Annotated in this window: 17 protein-coding genes; 5 read left to right on the top strand and 12 right to left on the bottom strand. The window is 72.2% G+C overall.

Annotation, left to right across the window (positions count from 1 at the left end; translation table 11 throughout):
• Window positions 1-20: 20 nt before the first annotated feature.
• Both ACN27D_RS23305 and map read right to left on the bottom strand, forming a co-directional pair.
• A complete protein-coding gene (locus tag ACN27D_RS23305; RefSeq protein WP_120571123.1) occupies window positions 21-737 on the bottom strand; it encodes a VIT1/CCC1 transporter family protein in 717 nt (238 codons plus the stop codon).
• Window positions 734-1,591, bottom strand: a complete 858-nt coding sequence (gene map / locus ACN27D_RS23300) for a type I methionyl aminopeptidase (RefSeq protein WP_030269849.1) — start codon at window positions 1,589-1,591, stop codon at window positions 734-736. The genes ACN27D_RS23305 and map overlap by 4 nt, the downstream gene beginning before the upstream one ends.
• Window positions 1,592-1,685: 94 nt before the next feature.
• On the opposite strand from map, the gene ACN27D_RS23295 reads away from it, so the two are divergent.
• Together ACN27D_RS23295 and ACN27D_RS23290 are read left to right on the top strand one after the other, a co-directional pair.
• Window positions 1,686-1,997, top strand: a complete 312-nt coding sequence (locus ACN27D_RS23295) for an STAS domain-containing protein (RefSeq protein WP_244933058.1) — start codon at window positions 1,686-1,688, stop codon at window positions 1,995-1,997.
• 86 nt (window positions 1,998-2,083) lie between these two features.
• Window positions 2,084-2,653 carry a GNAT family N-acetyltransferase gene (locus ACN27D_RS23290; protein WP_252453931.1) on the top strand — a complete coding sequence of 190 codons (570 nt, stop codon included), beginning with the start codon at window positions 2,084-2,086 and terminating at the stop codon, window positions 2,651-2,653.
• A gap of 13 nt (window positions 2,654-2,666) precedes the next feature.
• Here the strand turns inward: ACN27D_RS23290 and ACN27D_RS23285 are convergent, their stop codons facing one another.
• The 5 genes from ACN27D_RS23285 to ACN27D_RS23265 all read right to left on the bottom strand — a co-directional run bounded on the left by ACN27D_RS23285 (window position 2,667) and on the right by ACN27D_RS23265 (window position 10,856).
• Window positions 2,667-6,329, bottom strand: coding sequence for a SpoIIE family protein phosphatase (locus ACN27D_RS23285; RefSeq protein ID WP_358170247.1), 3,663 nt, complete (start codon window positions 6,327-6,329; stop codon window positions 2,667-2,669).
• A gap of 207 nt (window positions 6,330-6,536) precedes the next feature.
• Window positions 6,537-7,247: a gamma-glutamyl-gamma-aminobutyrate hydrolase family protein gene (locus ACN27D_RS23280; RefSeq protein ID WP_421499992.1), complete on the bottom strand. Its 711-nt coding sequence runs from the start codon at window positions 7,245-7,247 to the stop codon at window positions 6,537-6,539.
• On the bottom strand, window positions 7,244-8,011 hold the full coding sequence (locus ACN27D_RS23275) for a 3-oxoacyl-ACP reductase (protein ID WP_252453926.1): 768 nt from the start codon (window positions 8,009-8,011) through the stop codon (window positions 7,244-7,246). Before ACN27D_RS23275 ends, ACN27D_RS23280 begins: the two co-directional genes overlap by 4 nt.
• Window positions 8,012-8,016: 5 nt before the next feature.
• Complete coding sequence (locus ACN27D_RS23270; protein WP_421501188.1) at window positions 8,017-9,363, bottom strand: aldehyde dehydrogenase family protein; 1,347 nt, start codon at window positions 9,361-9,363, stop codon at window positions 8,017-8,019.
• Between the two features lie 128 nt (window positions 9,364-9,491).
• A complete protein-coding gene (locus tag ACN27D_RS23265; RefSeq protein WP_421499991.1) occupies window positions 9,492-10,856 on the bottom strand; it encodes a glutamine synthetase family protein in 1,365 nt (454 codons plus the stop codon).
• Between the two features lie 86 nt (window positions 10,857-10,942).
• On the opposite strand from ACN27D_RS23265, the gene ACN27D_RS23260 reads away from it, so the two are divergent.
• Entirely contained in the window at window positions 10,943-12,121 is a 1,179-nt protein-coding gene (locus ACN27D_RS23260) for a PQQ-dependent sugar dehydrogenase (RefSeq protein ID WP_421499990.1), read from the top strand.
• A gap of 31 nt (window positions 12,122-12,152) precedes the next feature.
• On the opposite strand, the gene ACN27D_RS23255 is transcribed toward ACN27D_RS23260, so the two are convergent.
• The 3 genes from ACN27D_RS23255 to ACN27D_RS23245 are packed head-to-tail and all read right to left on the bottom strand — an operon-like array spanning window position 12,153 to window position 12,873.
• Window positions 12,153-12,401 carry a flavin reductase gene (locus ACN27D_RS23255; protein ID WP_421499989.1) on the bottom strand — a complete coding sequence of 83 codons (249 nt, stop codon included), beginning with the start codon at window positions 12,399-12,401 and terminating at the stop codon, window positions 12,153-12,155.
• A complete protein-coding gene (locus tag ACN27D_RS23250; RefSeq protein WP_421499988.1) occupies window positions 12,401-12,694 on the bottom strand; it encodes a hypothetical protein in 294 nt (97 codons plus the stop codon). Before ACN27D_RS23250 ends, ACN27D_RS23255 begins: the two co-directional genes overlap by 1 nt.
• Complete coding sequence (locus ACN27D_RS23245) at window positions 12,691-12,873, bottom strand: hypothetical protein (protein ID WP_421499987.1); 183 nt, start codon at window positions 12,871-12,873, stop codon at window positions 12,691-12,693. Before ACN27D_RS23245 ends, ACN27D_RS23250 begins: the two co-directional genes overlap by 4 nt.
• 228 nt (window positions 12,874-13,101) lie before the next feature.
• On the opposite strand from ACN27D_RS23245, the gene ACN27D_RS23240 reads away from it, so the two are divergent.
• Both ACN27D_RS23240 and ACN27D_RS23235 read left to right on the top strand, forming a co-directional pair.
• Complete coding sequence (locus ACN27D_RS23240; RefSeq protein ID WP_421499986.1) at window positions 13,102-13,902, top strand: helix-turn-helix domain-containing protein; 801 nt, start codon at window positions 13,102-13,104, stop codon at window positions 13,900-13,902.
• Entirely contained in the window at window positions 13,893-14,087 is a 195-nt protein-coding gene (locus ACN27D_RS23235; RefSeq protein WP_421499985.1) for a DUF397 domain-containing protein, read from the top strand. Before ACN27D_RS23240 ends, ACN27D_RS23235 begins: the two co-directional genes overlap by 10 nt.
• 39 nt (window positions 14,088-14,126) lie before the next feature.
• On the opposite strand, the gene ACN27D_RS23230 is transcribed toward ACN27D_RS23235, so the two are convergent.
• Both ACN27D_RS23230 and ACN27D_RS23225 read right to left on the bottom strand, forming a co-directional pair.
• Window positions 14,127-14,504, bottom strand: a complete 378-nt coding sequence (locus ACN27D_RS23230; RefSeq protein WP_421499984.1) for a nuclear transport factor 2 family protein — start codon at window positions 14,502-14,504, stop codon at window positions 14,127-14,129.
• Between the two features lie 29 nt (window positions 14,505-14,533).
• Window positions 14,534-16,108 carry an amino acid permease gene (locus tag ACN27D_RS23225; protein ID WP_350814202.1) on the bottom strand — a complete coding sequence of 525 codons (1,575 nt, stop codon included), beginning with the start codon at window positions 16,106-16,108 and terminating at the stop codon, window positions 14,534-14,536.
• Window positions 16,109-16,345 lie beyond the last annotated feature (237 nt).

Here is a 16,345-nt window from a genome sequence, read left to right as displayed (position 1 = left end):
CGGTCGCGGACGGTTTACCGTCAGCCGATGCCGCCGCCGACGCCGATCAGCGCGCCGATCAGGTAGGTGGCGCCGGCCGCCAGCGCGCCGAGCAGCAACTGCCGCAGGCCGCTGCGCCACCAGGCGCGGTTGGTGAACCGGGCCACGACCGCACCGGCCACGAACAGCCCCACGCCGCCGACGGCGAGCGCCAGCCAGAGGCTGGTGAAGCCGAGCAGGTACGGCAGCAGCGGCACCAGCGCGCCGATCGAGAAACAGATGAACGACGAGATCGCGGCGGCCCACGGGCTGGGCTGGTCGTCGGGGTCGACGCCCAGTTCCTCCCGTACGTGCACGCGCAGCGCCTCCTCGGGGTTGGCGCGTACCGCCTCGGCGACCTGTGTCGCCAGGTCCCGGGGCAGTCCACGGGCGACCCACGCGTCGGCCAGTTCCCGGGCCTCGGCCTCCGGGTGGCGTTCCAGCTCGCGCCGCTCCTTGGCCACCTCGGCGGCGACCTGCTCGTTCGCTGACCGGACGCTCGTGTACTCGCCGAGGCCCATCGAGATGGCGCCGGCCACCAGGCCGGCCGTGCCGGTCAGCACCACGCTGCGCGGGGACACCCCGCCGCCGCCCACACCGGCGATCAGCGCGATGTTGGTGACCAGGCCGTCCATCGCGCCGAAGACCGCCGGACGCAGCCATCCGCCGGAGACGTCCGCGTGGTGCGCCTCGCGCAGTGCCGCGGGGGTGTCGGTCACGGCAGCGTCAGGATCTCGTAGCCGTCGTCGGTCACGACGATGGTGTGCTCGAACTGGGCCGTCCACCGGCGGTCCTTGGTGACCACGGTCCAGCCGTCGTCCCACATGTCGTACTGGTAGGTGCCGAGCGTGATCATCGGCTCGACGGTGAACGTCATCCCCGGTTCCATCACGTCGGTGGGGCGCGGGCTGTCGTAGTGCGGCACGTAGAGGCCACTGTGGAACGCCTCACCGATGCCGTGCCCGGTGAAGTCGCGGACCACGCCGTAGCCGAAGCGCTTGGCGTACGACTCGATCACCCGGCCGATGACGTTGATCTGCCGCCCCGGGGCGATCGCCTTGATGCCGCGCATCATCGCCGTGTGGGTCCGCTCGACCAGCAGGCGGGCCTCCTCGCTCACCTCGCCCACGCAGAACGTGGCGTCGGTGTCGCCGTGCACGCCGTTCAGGTACGCGGTGACGTCGACGTTGATGATGTCGCCGTCCTGGAGCACGGTGGTGTCGGGGATGCCGTGGCAGATCACCTCGTTGAGGCTGGTGCAGCACGACTTGGGGAAGCCCCGGTAGCCGAGCGTCGACGGGTAGGCGCCGTGGTCGCAGAGGAACTCGTGCACGACCCTGTCGATCTCGTCGGTGGTCACCCCGGGCTTGCAGTGCTCACCGGCGAGCTGGGTGGCCTGGGCGGCGAGACGCCCCGCCACGCGCATCTTCTCGATGGTCTCCGGCGTCTGCACGTGCGAGCCGCGCCACTCCTGCGGGCGCTTCTTACCCACGTACTCCGGGCGCGGGATGTGGGCGGGAACCGCTCGCCACGGGGAGAGCGTGCCGGGGGTCAGCGGCGCACGGACGGTCATGGTCCAAGCCTATCGCCGGGGCCGCTGTGCCCCCCGCCACAGGCCCGCCGGGGAGGTTGTTGCCGTGCCGCAAACGCTGTGCCATTGTTGCTCCGTGGATCAAGGGGGCGCGGCGCCCGTCTTCTCCGTGACCGCCCAGGTCGACGGCGACCAACTGCGCGTCCAGGTGACCGGCGAGGTCGACATGGCGACCGCCGACACCATGTTCCAGACCGCGCTCCGCGAGCCCGCCAAGCGGCTGGCGCTCGACCTGCGGGCGGTCACCTTCTTCGACTCGGCCGCCATCCACGCGGTGGTCCGGCTCGCCCAGCGGTACCCGGACGCGTTGACCGTGCTGCCGTCCCCGCAGGTCCGGCGCGTGCTGGACATCTCCGGCCTCGGCGACCAGGACTGGCTGGCCGACTAGTCGGCGACGGGCGGGCAGCTCCCCCCGGCGTGAACGCCGTTGACAAGGGACAGCGAGCGGCCCGGCCCGTCGCTACGGTGCAGAGGATGGACAGCTTCCATCCGTCGATGGCCGGCGTCGTGCACGAGGCACCCGGCTCGACCGTACGACTGCGCCCGGTGACCGAGGACGACCTTGCGATGCTGCGCCGGTTCGCCGTCGAACCCGGCCTGGTCGGGCTGGACTGGGCCGGCTTCCAGGACGCCGCCGCGCCGGCCCGCCGCTTCGCCGAGGACGGCTATCTCGGCGAGAAGGTCGGCGGCCTGATCGTCCAGGTCGAGCCCCCGGACGTACCGGTGGGCTTCCTCAGTTACCTGCAGCGCGAGAGCGGTGGGCGGGCACCGTACTGGGAGATCGGCATCGTGCTGCTGCCCGAGTGGCGCGGCCGCGGTCTCGGCTGGCGGGCCCAGGCGCTGCTCTGCGACTACCTGTTCAGTCACACCCCGGCGCAGCGCATCCAGGCCGGCACTCATCCGGAGAACGCCGCCGAGCAGCGGTCGCTGGAGAAAGCCGGTTTCCAGTTGGAGGGGATCCTGCGGTCCTGCGAGTTCCGGGCCGGCGCCTGGCGTGACGGGTGGCTCTACAGCCGGCTGCGCGACGACCCGTCACCGCTGTGACCGGTAGGCGCCCCTAGTCGGCCAGGCGGCGGCGCAGCGTCAGCTCGGTGCCCGCCTCGGTGCGGGTCACGTTCATCTCGCCCAGCGCCTGGATCAGCGCCAGCCCGCGCCCCCGGAAGGTCGACCCGCTCGACTCCCGCCAGCGCCCACTGTCCCGGATGGTCGCGGTGACCGTACGGTCGGCGATGGTCACCTCGACCTCGATCGTCGGGTCCACCGGGTCGACCGGGTGCTCGATCGCGTTCGCCGCCGCCTCGGAGACCGCCACGGTCAGGTCGAACAGGTCGGTCTCGCCGACGTGGTGGGCGACGAGGAAGTCCTCCAGCCGCTTGCGCAGCACGCTGAGCCGGGTCGGGTCGGCGGGCAGGCGCAGCGCGAACCGGTTCAGCTCGGCCGCCTCCAGCGCGAGCACCGCCACGTCGTCGTGCCGGGACCGCCCGGCCACCCGGGCCATGACGGCGTCGACGAGGTCCGCCACGTGCCCGGCGCGCGCCGTCGCGTCCGCCCGCAACTGGCCCAGCCCTGCGTCGATGCCCGCGGACCGGTCCTCGATCAGGCCGTCGGTGTAGAGCAGGAGCCGGCTGCCCGGGGCGAGTTCCCCCTCGGCGGCCGGGTAGACGGCGCCGGGAATGGCCCCGATCGGCGGTCCGAGGGCCCGATCGTGCAGGAACGCCACGTCGTCTCCTCGGATCAGCAGGGGTGCGGGATGGCCCGCGCTGGCGTACCGGATGCGGCCGGTGCGCGGGGAGAAGCCGAGGCAGACCACTGTGGCGAAGGAGCCGCTGCCGGCGGAGTGGACCAGCCGGTTGAGCCGGGTCAGCGCCTCGCCCGGGTCGTAGCCCTCCAGGACGTACGCCCGCAGCGCGTTGCGGAGCTGGCCCATCGCCGCGGCGGCCCGCACGCCCTTGCCGACCACGTCGCCGATGATCAGCACCAGGTCGTCGTCGGCGGTGGCCATCACGTCGTACCAGTCGCCGCCGACCTCCACGTCGGCGCTGCCGGGCAGGTAGCGGCTGGCCACCACCGCGCCGGGCAACTGCGGCAGCGTACGCGGCAGCAGGCTGTGCTGGAGCGTGGTGGCGATGTGGTGCTCGGCCTCGTAGATCTGGGCGTTCTCCAGCCGTACGCCGACCAGCCGGGCCAGTTCGGTGAGCGCCGCCTCCTCGGTGCCGCCGCCCTCCCGGCGCCACACCCGCAACTCGCCGAGCTGCTCGCCGGACGTGCCGGTGAGCGGCAGCACCACTGTCGGCTCGGCGGGCAGGTCGCCGCCGGCGTCCTCCTCGTGGCGGGCCCCGGTGGCGGTGACCCGGACGCGTCCGGCCTCGGCCAGGCGCAGCGCGTGCCGGGCGGCCACCCGGACCACGTCGGCGGTGGACCGGGCGGTGTTGATCTCCACGGCGGCGTCGGCGAGTGCCCGCAGGCGGCGGATGATCTGCCCGCGCAACTGGCCCAGTTCGACGTTGGCCCGGACCCGGGCCACCAGCTCCTGGCTGGAGAAGGGCTTGGTCAGGTAGTCGTCGGCGCCGGTGGACAGACCGGCGACCTCCTCGGCGGCGCCGGCCCGCGCGGAGAGCAGCACGATCGGCACATGCCGGGTGGCCGGGTCGGAACGCAACGCGGTGACCAGCCCGAATCCGTCCAGCCGGGGCATCATCACGTCGGTCAGCACCAGGTCGAACGGGGTCTGGACGGCCAGCCGCAGCGCCTCCGCGCCGTCCGGCACGGCCACCACCTCGTACGCCGGGGAGAGCAGCCGCACGACGTGCTCGCGCAGGTCGGGGTTGTCGTCGGCGAACAGGATCCGGCCCGCGCCGCCGGTCGCGCCGTTCGGCTCGGGCAGCCCGGCGGGCCGGGCCACCTCGTCGGTCCAGAGCGCCGTCTCGGCGACGTACAGGCGGGCCTGCGCCGGCTCACCCAGCGGCACCGGGGAGAGGGCGGACACCCGGTCGGCGGGCAGGTGCGCGTACCCGAAGGGCATGGTCACGGTGAAGGTGGTGCCCCGGTCGACGACGCTGTGCGCGGTCACCGTGCCGCCGTGCATCTCGACCAGCTCGCGGACCAGGGCGAGCCCGATGCCGGTGCCCTCGTGGGTACGGGAGCGGGCGCCGGCCACCCGGTGGAACCGCTCGAAGACCTGCGGCAGTTCCTCCGGCGCGATGCCGACGCCGGTGTCGGTGACCTCCAGCACGGCGGCCCCGTCGGCGGCACGCGTCCGGACCCGGATCTCGCCGTCGAAGGTGAACTTCACCGCGTTCGACACCAGGTTGAGGACGATCTTCTCCCACATGTCCCGGTCGACGTAGACCGGCGCGGGCAGCGGCGGGCAGTCCACCACCAGGCGCAGCCCGGCCCGCTCGGTGGCCGAGCGGAACGTGCTGGCCAGGCGGGAGGTGTAGTCGGACAGGTCGGTGGGCTGGTAGCGGGCGGCCAGCCGGCCGGACTCCAGCCGGGAGAAGTCGAGCACCGTGTTGACCAGCTTGAGCAGGCGCAGCCCGTTGCGGTGCATGACGGTCAACCGGTCGAGGTACCGCTCGGGCAGCTCCCGGTCGGCGAGCAGTTCCTCCAGCGGCCCGAGGACCAGCGTCAGCGGGGTACGGAACTCGTGGCTGACGTTGGCGAAGAAGCTGGTCTTGGCGCGGTCCAGCGCGGCCAGCTCGGCGGCGCGGGCGCGTTCCTGCTCGTACGCCCGCTGCTTGCCCACGGCCCGGGACACCTGCGCGGCGACCAGGTCGACGAAGTCGCGGTAGTCGTCGGTGAACGGCAGCCGGCGCGACACCCCCAGCAGCAGCACGCCCGCCGGCTCGTTGGTGGCGGTCAGCGGCAGAAGGAGCGCCTGGTCGGCGGCGTCCGGCGGCACCGCGCCCGGCAGGTCGGCGGTGGCGATCCAGCGCGGCTCGGTGAACGGCTCGCCCTCGGGCAGGCCGGGCGGCGGGCCGGCGACGGTGGCCGGATCCACCCCGGCGCAACCGGCCGGCACCAGTGACCCGCCCTCACCCTGGAACCACAGCGCGCTGAACGGCACGTCGGCGCGGTGGGCGTCGAGCACGCGGGTGACGGCCCGGCCCAGTTCGAGCAGGCCCGGCACGTCGCCCAGCTCGTTGCCCAGCTCGGCGAGGGCGCGCAGTCGGCGCTCGCCGAGCACCCGGCCGGTGGTCTCGTTGACGAAGCAGAACAGACCGCCGATGGTGCCGTCGGCGCTGCGGATCGGGTCGTACGAGACGTCGAAGTAGACGTCCTCCAGGAAACCGTGGCGATCGAGCACGAACGGATGGTTCTCGCCCCGGTACGGCACGCCGGTGCGACGCACTCCGTCCAGCAGCGGGCCGAGCACGTCCCAGGTCTCCGCCCAGTGCCGCCGGGCGGGCTGTCCGATCACGGCCGGGTGCTTGTCGCCGATGGTCGGCCGGTAGGCGTCGTTGTAGAAGGCCAGGTGCTCCTCGCCCCAGAACACGACCATCTGGGCGCGGGACGACAGCATGGTGCTCAGGGCGTGGCAGAGCGCGGTGGGCCAGCGGTCCGGGCTGCCGAGGGCGGTGGTCGACCAGTCGAACCCGCGCAGCCGCTCGCCCATCTCGCCACCGGCGGCGAACGCCGCGGCGAGCAGTGGCGGTAGGGACGCCTCGCCGGCCGCCGGGGACGAACGACCGTCGTCCCCGCCCCCCAGGGCCGAGCCCATGCAGCCTCCCGCTCCGGCCATGATCACGACGGCCGGCGATTCTCCGCCGACCGTCCCCGCGTACTACCCCGACGGACGAGCAACGTAACGCACCCGCACCGTTCGACGCTGGTTACCTCCGACTCATCCTGGCGTAACAGACGGTCCGGGGCGACTCGGGCGGTCCTCGCCGGGTCGGCGGGACCGCCGATTCGGCCTTTCCCCCACCTACGAAACGCGGGTGTGTGATCTGGCCGACATCGCGGCCCGGACCAGCGCGGCCACCGGCCGCGGGTCGGCCTCGTTCTCCGGATGCCACTGCACCCCGAGCACGAAGCGCCGCGCCGGGTCCTCCACCGCCTCGATCACCCCGTCGTCGGCCCAGCCGGTGACCGCCAGGCCGCCGGGGTCGGCCACCGCCTGATGGTGGTACGAGTTGACCCGGTCCACCCCGGCCATGACCCGCCCGGTCAGGCTGTCCGGGGCGAAGCGCACCGGGTGCGACCCGTACACGCCCGGCGCGGGGCGGTGCCCGTCGTGCCCGACCACGTCCGGCAGGTGCTGGTGCAGCACGCCGCCGTACGCCACCGCGAGCAACTGCATCCCCCGGCACACGCCCAGCACCGGCAGGTCGGCGGCGAGCGCGGCGGTCAGCAGCGTCACCTCCCCGGCGTCGCGCTCCGGCCGGCTCTCGGTACGCGGGTCCGGCGGCTCGCCGTACCGCTCCGGGCCGACGTCCGCGCCGCCGGCCAGCAGCAGCCCGTCCAGCAGCCCCAGCACGTCGGCGTCGGCGTCGTCGGGAGGAAGCACCACGGCCCGGCCGCCCGCCGCGGTGACCGACCGGACGTACGCGTGCGGCACGAGCGTCGCCGGCACCTCCCGCCACACCGCCCAGCCGGCCGGCTCGACGTACGCGGTGATGCCGATGACCGGCCTCATAGTGGGGTGACGTAGGCGCCGGTGATGCCGCCGTCGACGACGAACTGCGCGGCGGTCATGAACGAGGCGTCGTCGCTGGCGAGGAACGCCACCGCGGCGGCGATCTCGGCGGGGTCGCCGAACCGGCCCATCGGCACGTGCACCAGCCGCCGGGCGGCCCGCTCGGGGTCCTTGGCGAACAGCTCCAGCAGCAGCGGCGTGGCCACCGGCCCGGGGCACAGCGCGTTGACCCGGATGCCCTCGCGGGCGAACTGCACGCCCAGCTCCCGGGTCATCGCCAGCACCCCGCCCTTGCTCGCCGTGTACGCGATCTGCGACGTGGCCGCGCCCATCAGCGCCACGAACGACGCGGTGTTGATGATCGAGCCCTTGCCCTGCCGGCGCATGTGCGGGATGACGTACTTGCAGCACAGGTAGACGCTCGTGGTGTTGACCCGCAGCACCCGCTCCCAGGCGTCCAGGCCGGTCTCCAGGATGGAGTCGTCGTCCGGCGGCGAGATGCCGGCGTTGTGGAACGACACGTCCACCCGTCCGTGCCGCTGCACCACCCCGTCGAACAGGTCGCGGACGGCCGTCTCGTCGGCCACGTCGGCGGCGACGAACTCGCCGTCCACCTCCTGCGCGGCCCGGGTGCCGGCGTCGGCGTCGATGTCCACGCACACCACCCGCGCGCCCTCGGCGGCGAAGCGGCGTACGGTGGCCAGCCCGATGCCGCTGCCCGCGCCGGTCACCACTGCCACCCGGTCGGAAAGCCGTCCCTGCACTGTGATCACTCCTCGGTGCCGATGAACACGTTCTTGACGTCGGTGAAGGCGTGCAGCGCGTCCGGGCCCAGCTCCCGGCCCAGGCCGGAGCGCTTCATCCCGCCGAACGGGGTCCAGTAGCGCACCGAGGAGTGCGAGTTGACGCTGAGGTTGCCGGACTCGACCGCGCGGGCCACCCGCACCGCGCGCCCGACGTCCCGGGTCCAGATCGAGCCGGAGAGCCCGTACTCGGTGTCGTTGGCGAGCCGGATCGCGTCCGCCTCGTCGTCGAACGGCAGCACCGAGACGACCGGGCCGAAGACCTCCTCCCGCCAGTGCCGGTCCGCCGGGGAGCCGGCGAGCAGCACGGTCGGGGCGTACCAGAAGCCGGGGCCCTCGGGGCAGGAGCCGGTGAAGGCGACGTCCGCGCCGTCGACGTAGCCGGCGACCCGGTCCCGGTGCGCGGCGGAGATCAGCGGGCCCATCTCGGCGCTCTCCCGGGCCGGGTCCTCCACCCGGAACGCCCGCACGGCCGGTTCGAGCAGTTCCAGGAACCTGTCGTACACCTGGCGCTGGACCAGGATCCGGGAGCGGGCGCAGCAGTCCTGGCCGGCGTTGTCGAAGACCGCGTACGGCGCGGTGGCCGCCGCCTTCTCCAGGTCCGCGTCGGCGAAGACGATGTTGGCGGACTTGCCGCCCAGCTCCAGCGTCACCCGCTTCACCTGGGCCGCGCAGCCGGCCATGATCCGGGTGCCGACCTCGGTCGAGCCGGTGAAGCAGATCTTGCGGACGGCCGGGTGGGTGACGAACCGTTCGCCGACCACGCTGCCCCGGCCGGGCAGCACGGTGAACACGCCGTCGGGCAGGCCGGCGTCGCGGGCCAGTTCGGCCAGGCGCAGCGCGGTCAGCGGGGTCAGCTCGGCGGGCTTGAGCACCACCGTGTTGCCGGCGGCGAGCGCCGGGGCGAATCCCCAGCCGGCGATCGGCATCGGGAAGTTCCACGGCACGATCACACCGACCACGCCCAGCGGCTCGTGGAACGTGACGTCGAGCCCGCCGGGCACCGGGATCTGGTGCCCGGTCAGCCGTTCCGGCGCGCCCGCGTAGTAGTCGAGCACGTCGCGGACGTTGCCCGCCTCCCAGCGCGCGTTGCCGACGGTGTGCCCGGCGTTGCGCACCTCCAGCTGGGCCAGCTCCTCCAGGTGCGCGTCGACCTGGGCGGCGAACCGCCGCAGCAGCCGCCCCCGATCCCCCGGCGCCACGTTCCGCCACGTCTCGAACGCCGCGGAAGCCCGCGAGACAGCCGCATCCACGTCCGCGACGGAGCACCCCGGAACGACCCCGATCCCCGCCCCGTCGACCGGCGAGATCACCTCACCCACGCGTCCCCCTCCCCTCACCTCGTCGATCTTGCGGTTGCTGCCCCGGCGAATGCCGCATAACGCCCGCACCGGGGGCCGCAAGTGCAAGATCGACGTCGACAGCGGGCGCGGGGGCGGGGTCAGAGGCGTTCGAAGCCACGGGTCAGCTCCCAGTCGGTCACCGCGGCGTCGAAGGCGGTCAGCTCGACCTTCGCCTGGTTGGCGTAGTGGGCCGCCACCTCGTCGCCGAACGCCGCCCGGGCCACCTCCGAGCGCTGCCACAGCTCCAACGCGTCGCGCAGCGTGGTGGGCACCCGCTCGGCGTCCGGGTCGTCGTACGCGTTGCCGGTGCACTCGTCCGCCAGCTCCAGCTCGTTCTCGATGCCGTGCACCGCCCCGGCCACCAGCGCGGCGATCGCGAGGTAGGGGTTGACGTCGGCCCCCGGCACCCGGTTCTCCACCCGCATCCCCTGCCCGTGCCCGACCAGCCGCAGCGCACAGGTGCGGTTGTCGGTGCCCCAGCGCAACGCGGTCGGCGCGAACGAGCCGGGCTGGTAGCGCTTGTAGGAGTTGATGTTCGGCGCGAAGAACAGGCTGAACTCGCGCATGGTGGCGAGCAGCCCGGCCAGCACCCGCTGCCCGGTGACGCTCAGGTGCGCCGGCCCGTCACCCAGCATCGTCGACGAGCCGGAGGCGTCGCGCAGGGAGAAGTGGATGTGGCAGGAGTTGCCCTCCCGCTCGTTCGGCTTCGCCATGAACGTGATCGCCATGCCCTCCTGGGCGGCGATCTCCTTCGCGCCGTTCTTGTAGATGACGTGGTGGTCGGCGCAGCGCACCGCCTCGTCGTACCGGAAGGCGATCTCGTGCTGGCCGAGGTTGCACTCGCCCTTCGCGCTCTCCGGGGTGAGCCCCGCGCCGGCCATCTCGGTGCGGATGCGGCGCAGCAGCGGCTCGACCCGGGCGGTGCCGAGCAGCGAGTAGTCCACGTTGTACTGGTTGGCCGGGGTCAGGTCGCGGTAGCCGCGCTGCCACGCCTCCTCGTACGAGTCGCGGTAGAGCACGAACTCCAACTCGGTGCCGGCGTACGCGGTCAGCCCGTGCTGGGCCAGCCGGTCGAGCTGCCTACGCAGGATCTGCCGGGGCGAGGCGACCACCGGGCCGGAGCCGTCCAGCCACTCCAGGTCGGCCAGCAGCAGCGCGGACCCGGGCTGCCAGGGCGTCCGGCGCAGCGTGTCCAGGTCGGGGCGCATGGCGAAGTCGCCGTAGCCGCGTTCCCAGCTCGACATCGCGTATCCGTCGACGGTGTTCATGTCGACGTCCACGGCGAGCAGGTAGTTGCAGCCCTCGCTGCCGTGCGTGACCACCTGGTCGAGGAAGTAGGGCGCGTGGAACCGCTTGCCCTGCAGTCGGCCCTGCATGTCGGTGAGGGCGAGCACCACCGTGTCGATCTCACCCTCGGTGACGGCGACCCGCAACTGTTCCAGCGAGAGCGGCGTTTGCTTCATCAGGGGCCTCCATCACCAAGGTCTACTGGCAAACCGGATCACCGTCAATGCCCCGGCGGGGCCGGTGGCGAAACCGAGGAGCACACATGCGTCGTCGTACCGTCGCCGTCGTCGCCGCCGTCCTCGCCATCGTGCTCGCCGTGACCGACGCCCACGCGGGCGACCGGCCCACCGGCGAGCGACCCGCGGACGGCCCGGACCGGCCGGTCCCCGCGGGCGCGCAGCAGCGCCCGGTCGTGCTCGACCTGCGCGGCTTCGACGGACGTGCCGGCTGGTCCGGCTACGACCTGACCCGCCCCCGCGTCGTCACGACCGGGCTGGAGGCGCCGTGGGGGCTTGACTTCCTGCCCGACGGCAGCGCCCTGGTCGCGCAGCGGGACCGGGGGACGATCCTGCGCGTACGCCCGGGACGCCCGGCCCGGCAGGTGGCCCGGATCGCCGACGTGGCCGCGGGCGGCGAGGCGGGCCTGCTCGGGCTCGCGGTCTCCCCCGGGTACCGCCGGGACCGGTGGGTCTACGCCGCCTACACCACCGCGACCGACATCCGGATCGTCCGGTTCCGACTCGGCTCGTCCCGGGCGCCGCAGGTGCTGGTGAGCGGCATCGCCCGCAGCGCCGTGCACGACGGCGGCCGGATCGCGTTCGGCCCCGACGGCATGCTCTACGCCGGGATCGGCGACGCCGGGGTTGCCGCCCGCGCGCAGGACCTGACCAGCCGCAACGGCAAGATCCTGCGGATCCGCCCGGACGGCGGCGTGCCGGCCGGCAACCCGTTCCCCGGCTCGCTGGTCTACAGCTACGGCCACCGCAACGTGCAGGGCCTCGCCTGGGACCGGCAGGGGCGGCTGTTCGCCACCGAGTTCGGGCAGAGCACCTGGGACGAGGTGAACCGGATCGTGCCCGGCGGCAACTACGGCTGGCCGCTCGTCGAGGGCGTCGCCGGTGACCCCCGGTTCCGTGACCCGGTCGTCGTCTGGCCGCCCGCGCAGGCGTCCCCGAGCGGCGCCGCGTTCACCAGGGGCACGCTCTACGTCGCCGCGCTGCGGGGCGCCCGGCTCTGGGCGGTGCCCGTCGATTCCGCCGGCCGCGTGGGCGTACCGGTGGCGGAGCTGGCCGGCACCTACGGCCGCCTGCGTACCGTCGAGGTGGCGCCGGACGGCGCGCTGTGGGTGGCGACCAGCAACCGCGACGGCCGCGGCACCCCGGCGGCCGGCGACGACCGCATCCTCCGCTTCCCGCTCACCCACCGCCGCCCCACGATCTGACCCCTTGAGTACGCGCACAGCCCACCCCGCGTCAGTCACGAACCCGCGCCCAGGCCAGGAAACGGCGGTGCAGGTCCGGCGCGTGGTGGGGATTCAAGCGGGCGAGTTGTTCCCGTGCCTCGGCCATCAGGCCGCCGAGATAGAGCAGCAGCGCGGTGCGGTCCTCCCGGTACTCGACGAGCAGCGACAGACGGGCCGGTTGGCAGGGCCACTCCGCACCGCAGCTGCGGCACCGCCAGAGCGGGCGCATTGGCAGGTGCGGAACCACGCGACGGCCCATCACCGCAGCCTTCGGGCGATCGCACGCGCCTCGTCGTCGCTGAGCGGAAGGAACCAGAAGAACCGCCGGACGATCTCGGGTGGCTCCGGTCCTTCGACGCGACCGCGCAGATCCCGGATCGCCCCACGGACCAGGAACGCCATCATCCGGATGAGCGCCGCCGGTTCGAGCTGGTCGCGGGGAATGCGACGCAGGGTGGGACACGGCCACGGCTCCCGGCAGCGCTCGCATACCCAGTCCGGCTCGTACCCGATGTGACCGATGGCGCTGAGCACACCGACCAGGGCCGTCACCAACGGCCCCCGTTCGCCCGCCACTCCTGCGCCGGCGTCAGACGCCCCGGGCTGCCCGGGCGAACCGTGGGGAACGGCCGGGTCGGCTCGCGCATCCACGCCGGCAGGTTGCTGCCGGGGTCGCGCTTCGGCAGGGTGGGCAGCTCCCGGGTACGGCACCGGAACCATCGGACACGCACATCGGCCTCCTCGCCAATGGAGGGGGCCGCCCGGCATCCCCGGGACCGGGCGGCCCCGGGCTGGAATCCGCCCGTGCTCGCCTGCGACGAGCGGATCCGCTTGTGCGACAGTCTGGTGAGGACACCACTACGGTCGGAAGACATCGAGCCTGGTCACGGCGCACCAGTGAAGTTCCGGCACCGTCGGCAGATATCGAATGAAGTTCACGCACGGACTGTGGAGGAACTGTGGAGGAACAGACAGCAGAGTTGATCCGTGCGCAGCTCCGCCGACTACGGAACGTTGCCGGTCTCAATCAGGAGGAGTTTGGTCGGCTGGTCCACTACTCCCCGTCAATGGTGTCCGCCGTCGAGACCGGCAGCCGTCCGTACGACCGGCTCTTTCTGGCTCGTGCCGACGAGGTGCTGAACTCCGGCGGCCTGCTGGTGTCCCTGCTCAAGATGGCCGAACGCGAGGGCTTGCCGTCCTGGCTTAGACCATGGCTCGATGCGGAACGCAACGCTCGCCAGCTCCGGTGCTTCCATCCGACTCTCGTTCCAGCCCTGCTCCAGACGGAGAACTACGCCCGAGCGGTGATTCGCTGTGACGACCTACTCAGCGACGCCGACGTGGAGAGCCGCGTGGCAGCCCGGATGGATCGCCAGGAAGTCCTGCGGCAGCCATCTCCGCCCCAGCTCGTCGCTGTACTCGACGAGGGAATGCTGCACCGCCGCGAAGAGAGCTTCCGCGGCCTGATGGCTCAGCAGATCGAGCACCTGGTCGTCTGTGCCGAGCGCCCGCACATCAGTATCCACGTGCTTCCACTACAGGTCGGGCTGCACATCGGCTTGTCCGGTCCATTCACTTTGGCGAGAGGCGCGGAGGGTGGCTGGGTCGCCAGCATGGAATGCCAGCTCACCACGAGCGTGATCGACGGCGACGCCGACGTGGCTACGCTTCAGTCGAGATGGGAGATGATCCGGAGTGAAGCTTTGCCCCGCCGGCAGTCTCTCGAGCTTCTGAAAGAGGTGGAGACGTCATGGATCTGAGCGGCGCGACCTGGCGAAAGGCGACCCGGAGCGGCAACACCGACTGCGTCGAGGTGGCTGACAACCTGACGGAAGTGGTGCTGGTACGCGACTCCAAGGACCGGGACGGCGGCACCCTCCACGTCACGCCGTCTTCGTGGCGGTCCTTCCTCGCATTGGCCAAGCAGATCGGGCCTGCGACCTGACCGACGAGCCATCGCCAAGGTCGCCGGACGGCCCGGCGCTCACATCGGCTGGACCCAGGCGGATCGCCACTGCGGGGACGGGTCCGCGCCGAGGCTCGTCCAGTACTCCCGGCCGTCGACGATCCGCCCGTCGCGCACGGTCCAGAACGACGCGACGCGGTGCACGCCCATCTCCTCGTGCGGCACCTCCACCTCGGACACCACCGTGTCGCCCGACGCCACCACCCGCAGCACCCGGATCGACCAGCCCTCCGGGTACTCGGCGTTGACCTTCACGTAGTTGTCGCGGCCCACGATCCGCTCGGCGCTGACCGGCCACTCGACGACCACGTCGTCGGCCAGCAGGTCGCCGACGCCGGTCCAGTCCCGGGCCTGCATGCGATCCCACAACGCGCGTACCACCGCTTCCGAATCCATCGCCGGATCATGGCAGGCCCCACCGACAGCTACGACGGTTCGGCGGGCTCGGGCTCCGGTTCGGGCTGGTCGACGGTGCGGCGCGGGCCGGTGAACCACTTGCGGGCCGAGGCGTACCACCAGATGGCGACGCCGAGCAGCACGCCACCGATCGCGATCGGCGCGTAGTTGACAGCCGTCCAGCTGAAGTCGGGGTTGCCGGGCACACCCGCCGGGACGATCGGCAGCACGAAGTAGACCGAGATGACGGCGATCTCGACCACCGCGATCCAGCCGAGCAGCTTGTAGCGGCGGCCGAGCGTCCACGGGCCCGGGGTGAACCGGTCGCCCATCCGCAGCCGCAGGAAGATCGGGATGATGAAGGACAGGTACAGCCCGATCACCGCGACCGAGACCACCGCGTAGAACGCGACCGGGATGCCGCCGCGCTGGTAGAGCGCGGGCAGCGTGAGCACCAGCCCGGCGAGCGTCGCGCCGATGATGGCGTTGACCGGCGTGCCGTTGCGGTTGACCTTCGACCACAGCCGCCAGCCCGGCACCGCGCGGTCCCGGCTGAACGCGTACGCCATCCGCGACATCGACGTCACGCAGCTCATGCCGCAGAAGAACTGCCCGATGGTGGAGATGATGATGACGGCCTTGAAGAAGAACGGCGTCAGCGCGCTCTCGAAGATCGCCCCGGAGAAGCCGCCCGCCTCGTTGATCGCGTCCACGTCGGTGGCCGCGAACAGGAACGCCAGCAGCAGGATCCAGCCGCCCACCGCCGAGTAGAAGATCGACCGCCACAGCCCCTGCGCGGCGGCCTTGGACGCGCCCCGGGTCTCCTCGGAGACGTGCGCGCAGGCGTCGAAGCCGGTGATCGTGTACTGCGTGAGCAGGAAGCCCAGCGGCAGCACGTAGAACCAGAACGCCAGCCCGCCGGTGTCGCCGTCACCGAAGCCGGAGTTGTTGAACCGCTCGGTGAACACGAACTGGAAGCTCTGGTGGTTGTCCGGGACCAGGACCAGGATCAGCACCACGGCGGCCGCGCCTGCTACGTGCCACCAGACCGAGACGTTCTGGAGTACGTCGATGATCCGGTGCCCGTAGATGTTGATCAGCCCGTGCAGCGCGAGGATCACCACGAACAGCCCGAACGTCTGGTGCCCGGTGCCGGCCCAGCCGTCGAACAGCGCCGACAGCGTCAGGTTGAGGAACGTGGCGCAGCCGTAGTCGACCGACGCGGTCACCGCGACCAGCCCGATCAGGTTGAGCCAGCCGGTGAACCAGCCGTGCACCGGCCGGCCCATGGTCGCCGCCCACCAGTAGATCCCGCCCGCGGTCGGGTACGCGGACACCAGCTCGGCCAGGCAGAAGCCGATGATCAGGATGAACAGCGAGATCAGCGGCCAGCCCCAGGAGATCGCCACCGGGCCGCCGTTGTTCCACGCCTGGCCGAACGTGGTGAAGCAGCCGGCCAGGATCGAGATGATGGAGAACGAGATCGCGAAGTTGGAGAAGCCGCTCCACTTGCGGCGCAGCTCCTGTTTGTAGCCGAGTTCGGCCAGTCGTCGGGCGTCGTCGTCCATCGGCTGCTCGGCGGTCGGCGCGGGCGTCGTGGCCACTGCACACCTCCTCGAGGCGATCCTCGTGCGAGTGCTCGCAGTGTGCTCCCGGCCGATCAAGGTGGTCAATACGCGCGCCGGTAATTGCGTTGTCGCCGGATCCCACCGGGGGCATCATTGTGGGCGTGACCAGGCCCGACCCGACGGGCCGGCACCGGGCGCTCGGCAACGCCCGGTCCGCGGCGGCGCGCGGCGTCCACCTCTCTCTCACTGATGTACGGCGATCGGCCGTACCCT

Source organism: Micromonospora sp. WMMD1274 (genome assembly GCF_049179035.1).
GTDB lineage: Bacteria > Actinomycetota > Actinomycetes > Mycobacteriales > Micromonosporaceae > Micromonospora > Micromonospora tulbaghiae.
Note: the sequence above shows the minus strand (reverse complement) of the source record. Positions and strands in the feature narration are given on the sequence as shown.

Excerpts from the sequence above, each read along its gene's own strand:
- map (WP_030269849.1), bottom strand. The coding sequence starts at position 1,591 with ATGACCGTCCGTGCGCCGCTGACCCCCGGCACGCTCTCCCCGTGGCGA.
- ACN27D_RS23290 (WP_252453931.1), top strand. The coding sequence starts at position 2,084 with ATGGACAGCTTCCATCCGTCGATGGCCGGCGTCGTGCACGAGGCACCC.
- ACN27D_RS23285 (WP_358170247.1), bottom strand. The coding sequence starts at position 6,329 with ATGGGCTCGGCCCTGGGGGGCGGGGACGACGGTCGTTCGTCCCCGGCG.
- ACN27D_RS23280 (WP_421499992.1), bottom strand. The coding sequence starts at position 7,247 with ATGAGGCCGGTCATCGGCATCACCGCGTACGTCGAGCCGGCCGGCTGG.
- ACN27D_RS23265 (WP_421499991.1), bottom strand. The coding sequence starts at position 10,856 with ATGAAGCAAACGCCGCTCTCGCTGGAACAGTTGCGGGTCGCCGTCACC.
- ACN27D_RS23260 (WP_421499990.1), top strand. The coding sequence starts at position 10,943 with ATGCGTCGTCGTACCGTCGCCGTCGTCGCCGCCGTCCTCGCCATCGTG.
- ACN27D_RS23255 (WP_421499989.1), bottom strand. The coding sequence starts at position 12,401 with ATGGGCCGTCGCGTGGTTCCGCACCTGCCAATGCGCCCGCTCTGGCGG.
- ACN27D_RS23235 (WP_421499985.1), top strand. The coding sequence starts at position 13,893 with ATGGATCTGAGCGGCGCGACCTGGCGAAAGGCGACCCGGAGCGGCAAC.
- ACN27D_RS23230 (WP_421499984.1), bottom strand. The coding sequence starts at position 14,504 with ATGGATTCGGAAGCGGTGGTACGCGCGTTGTGGGATCGCATGCAGGCC.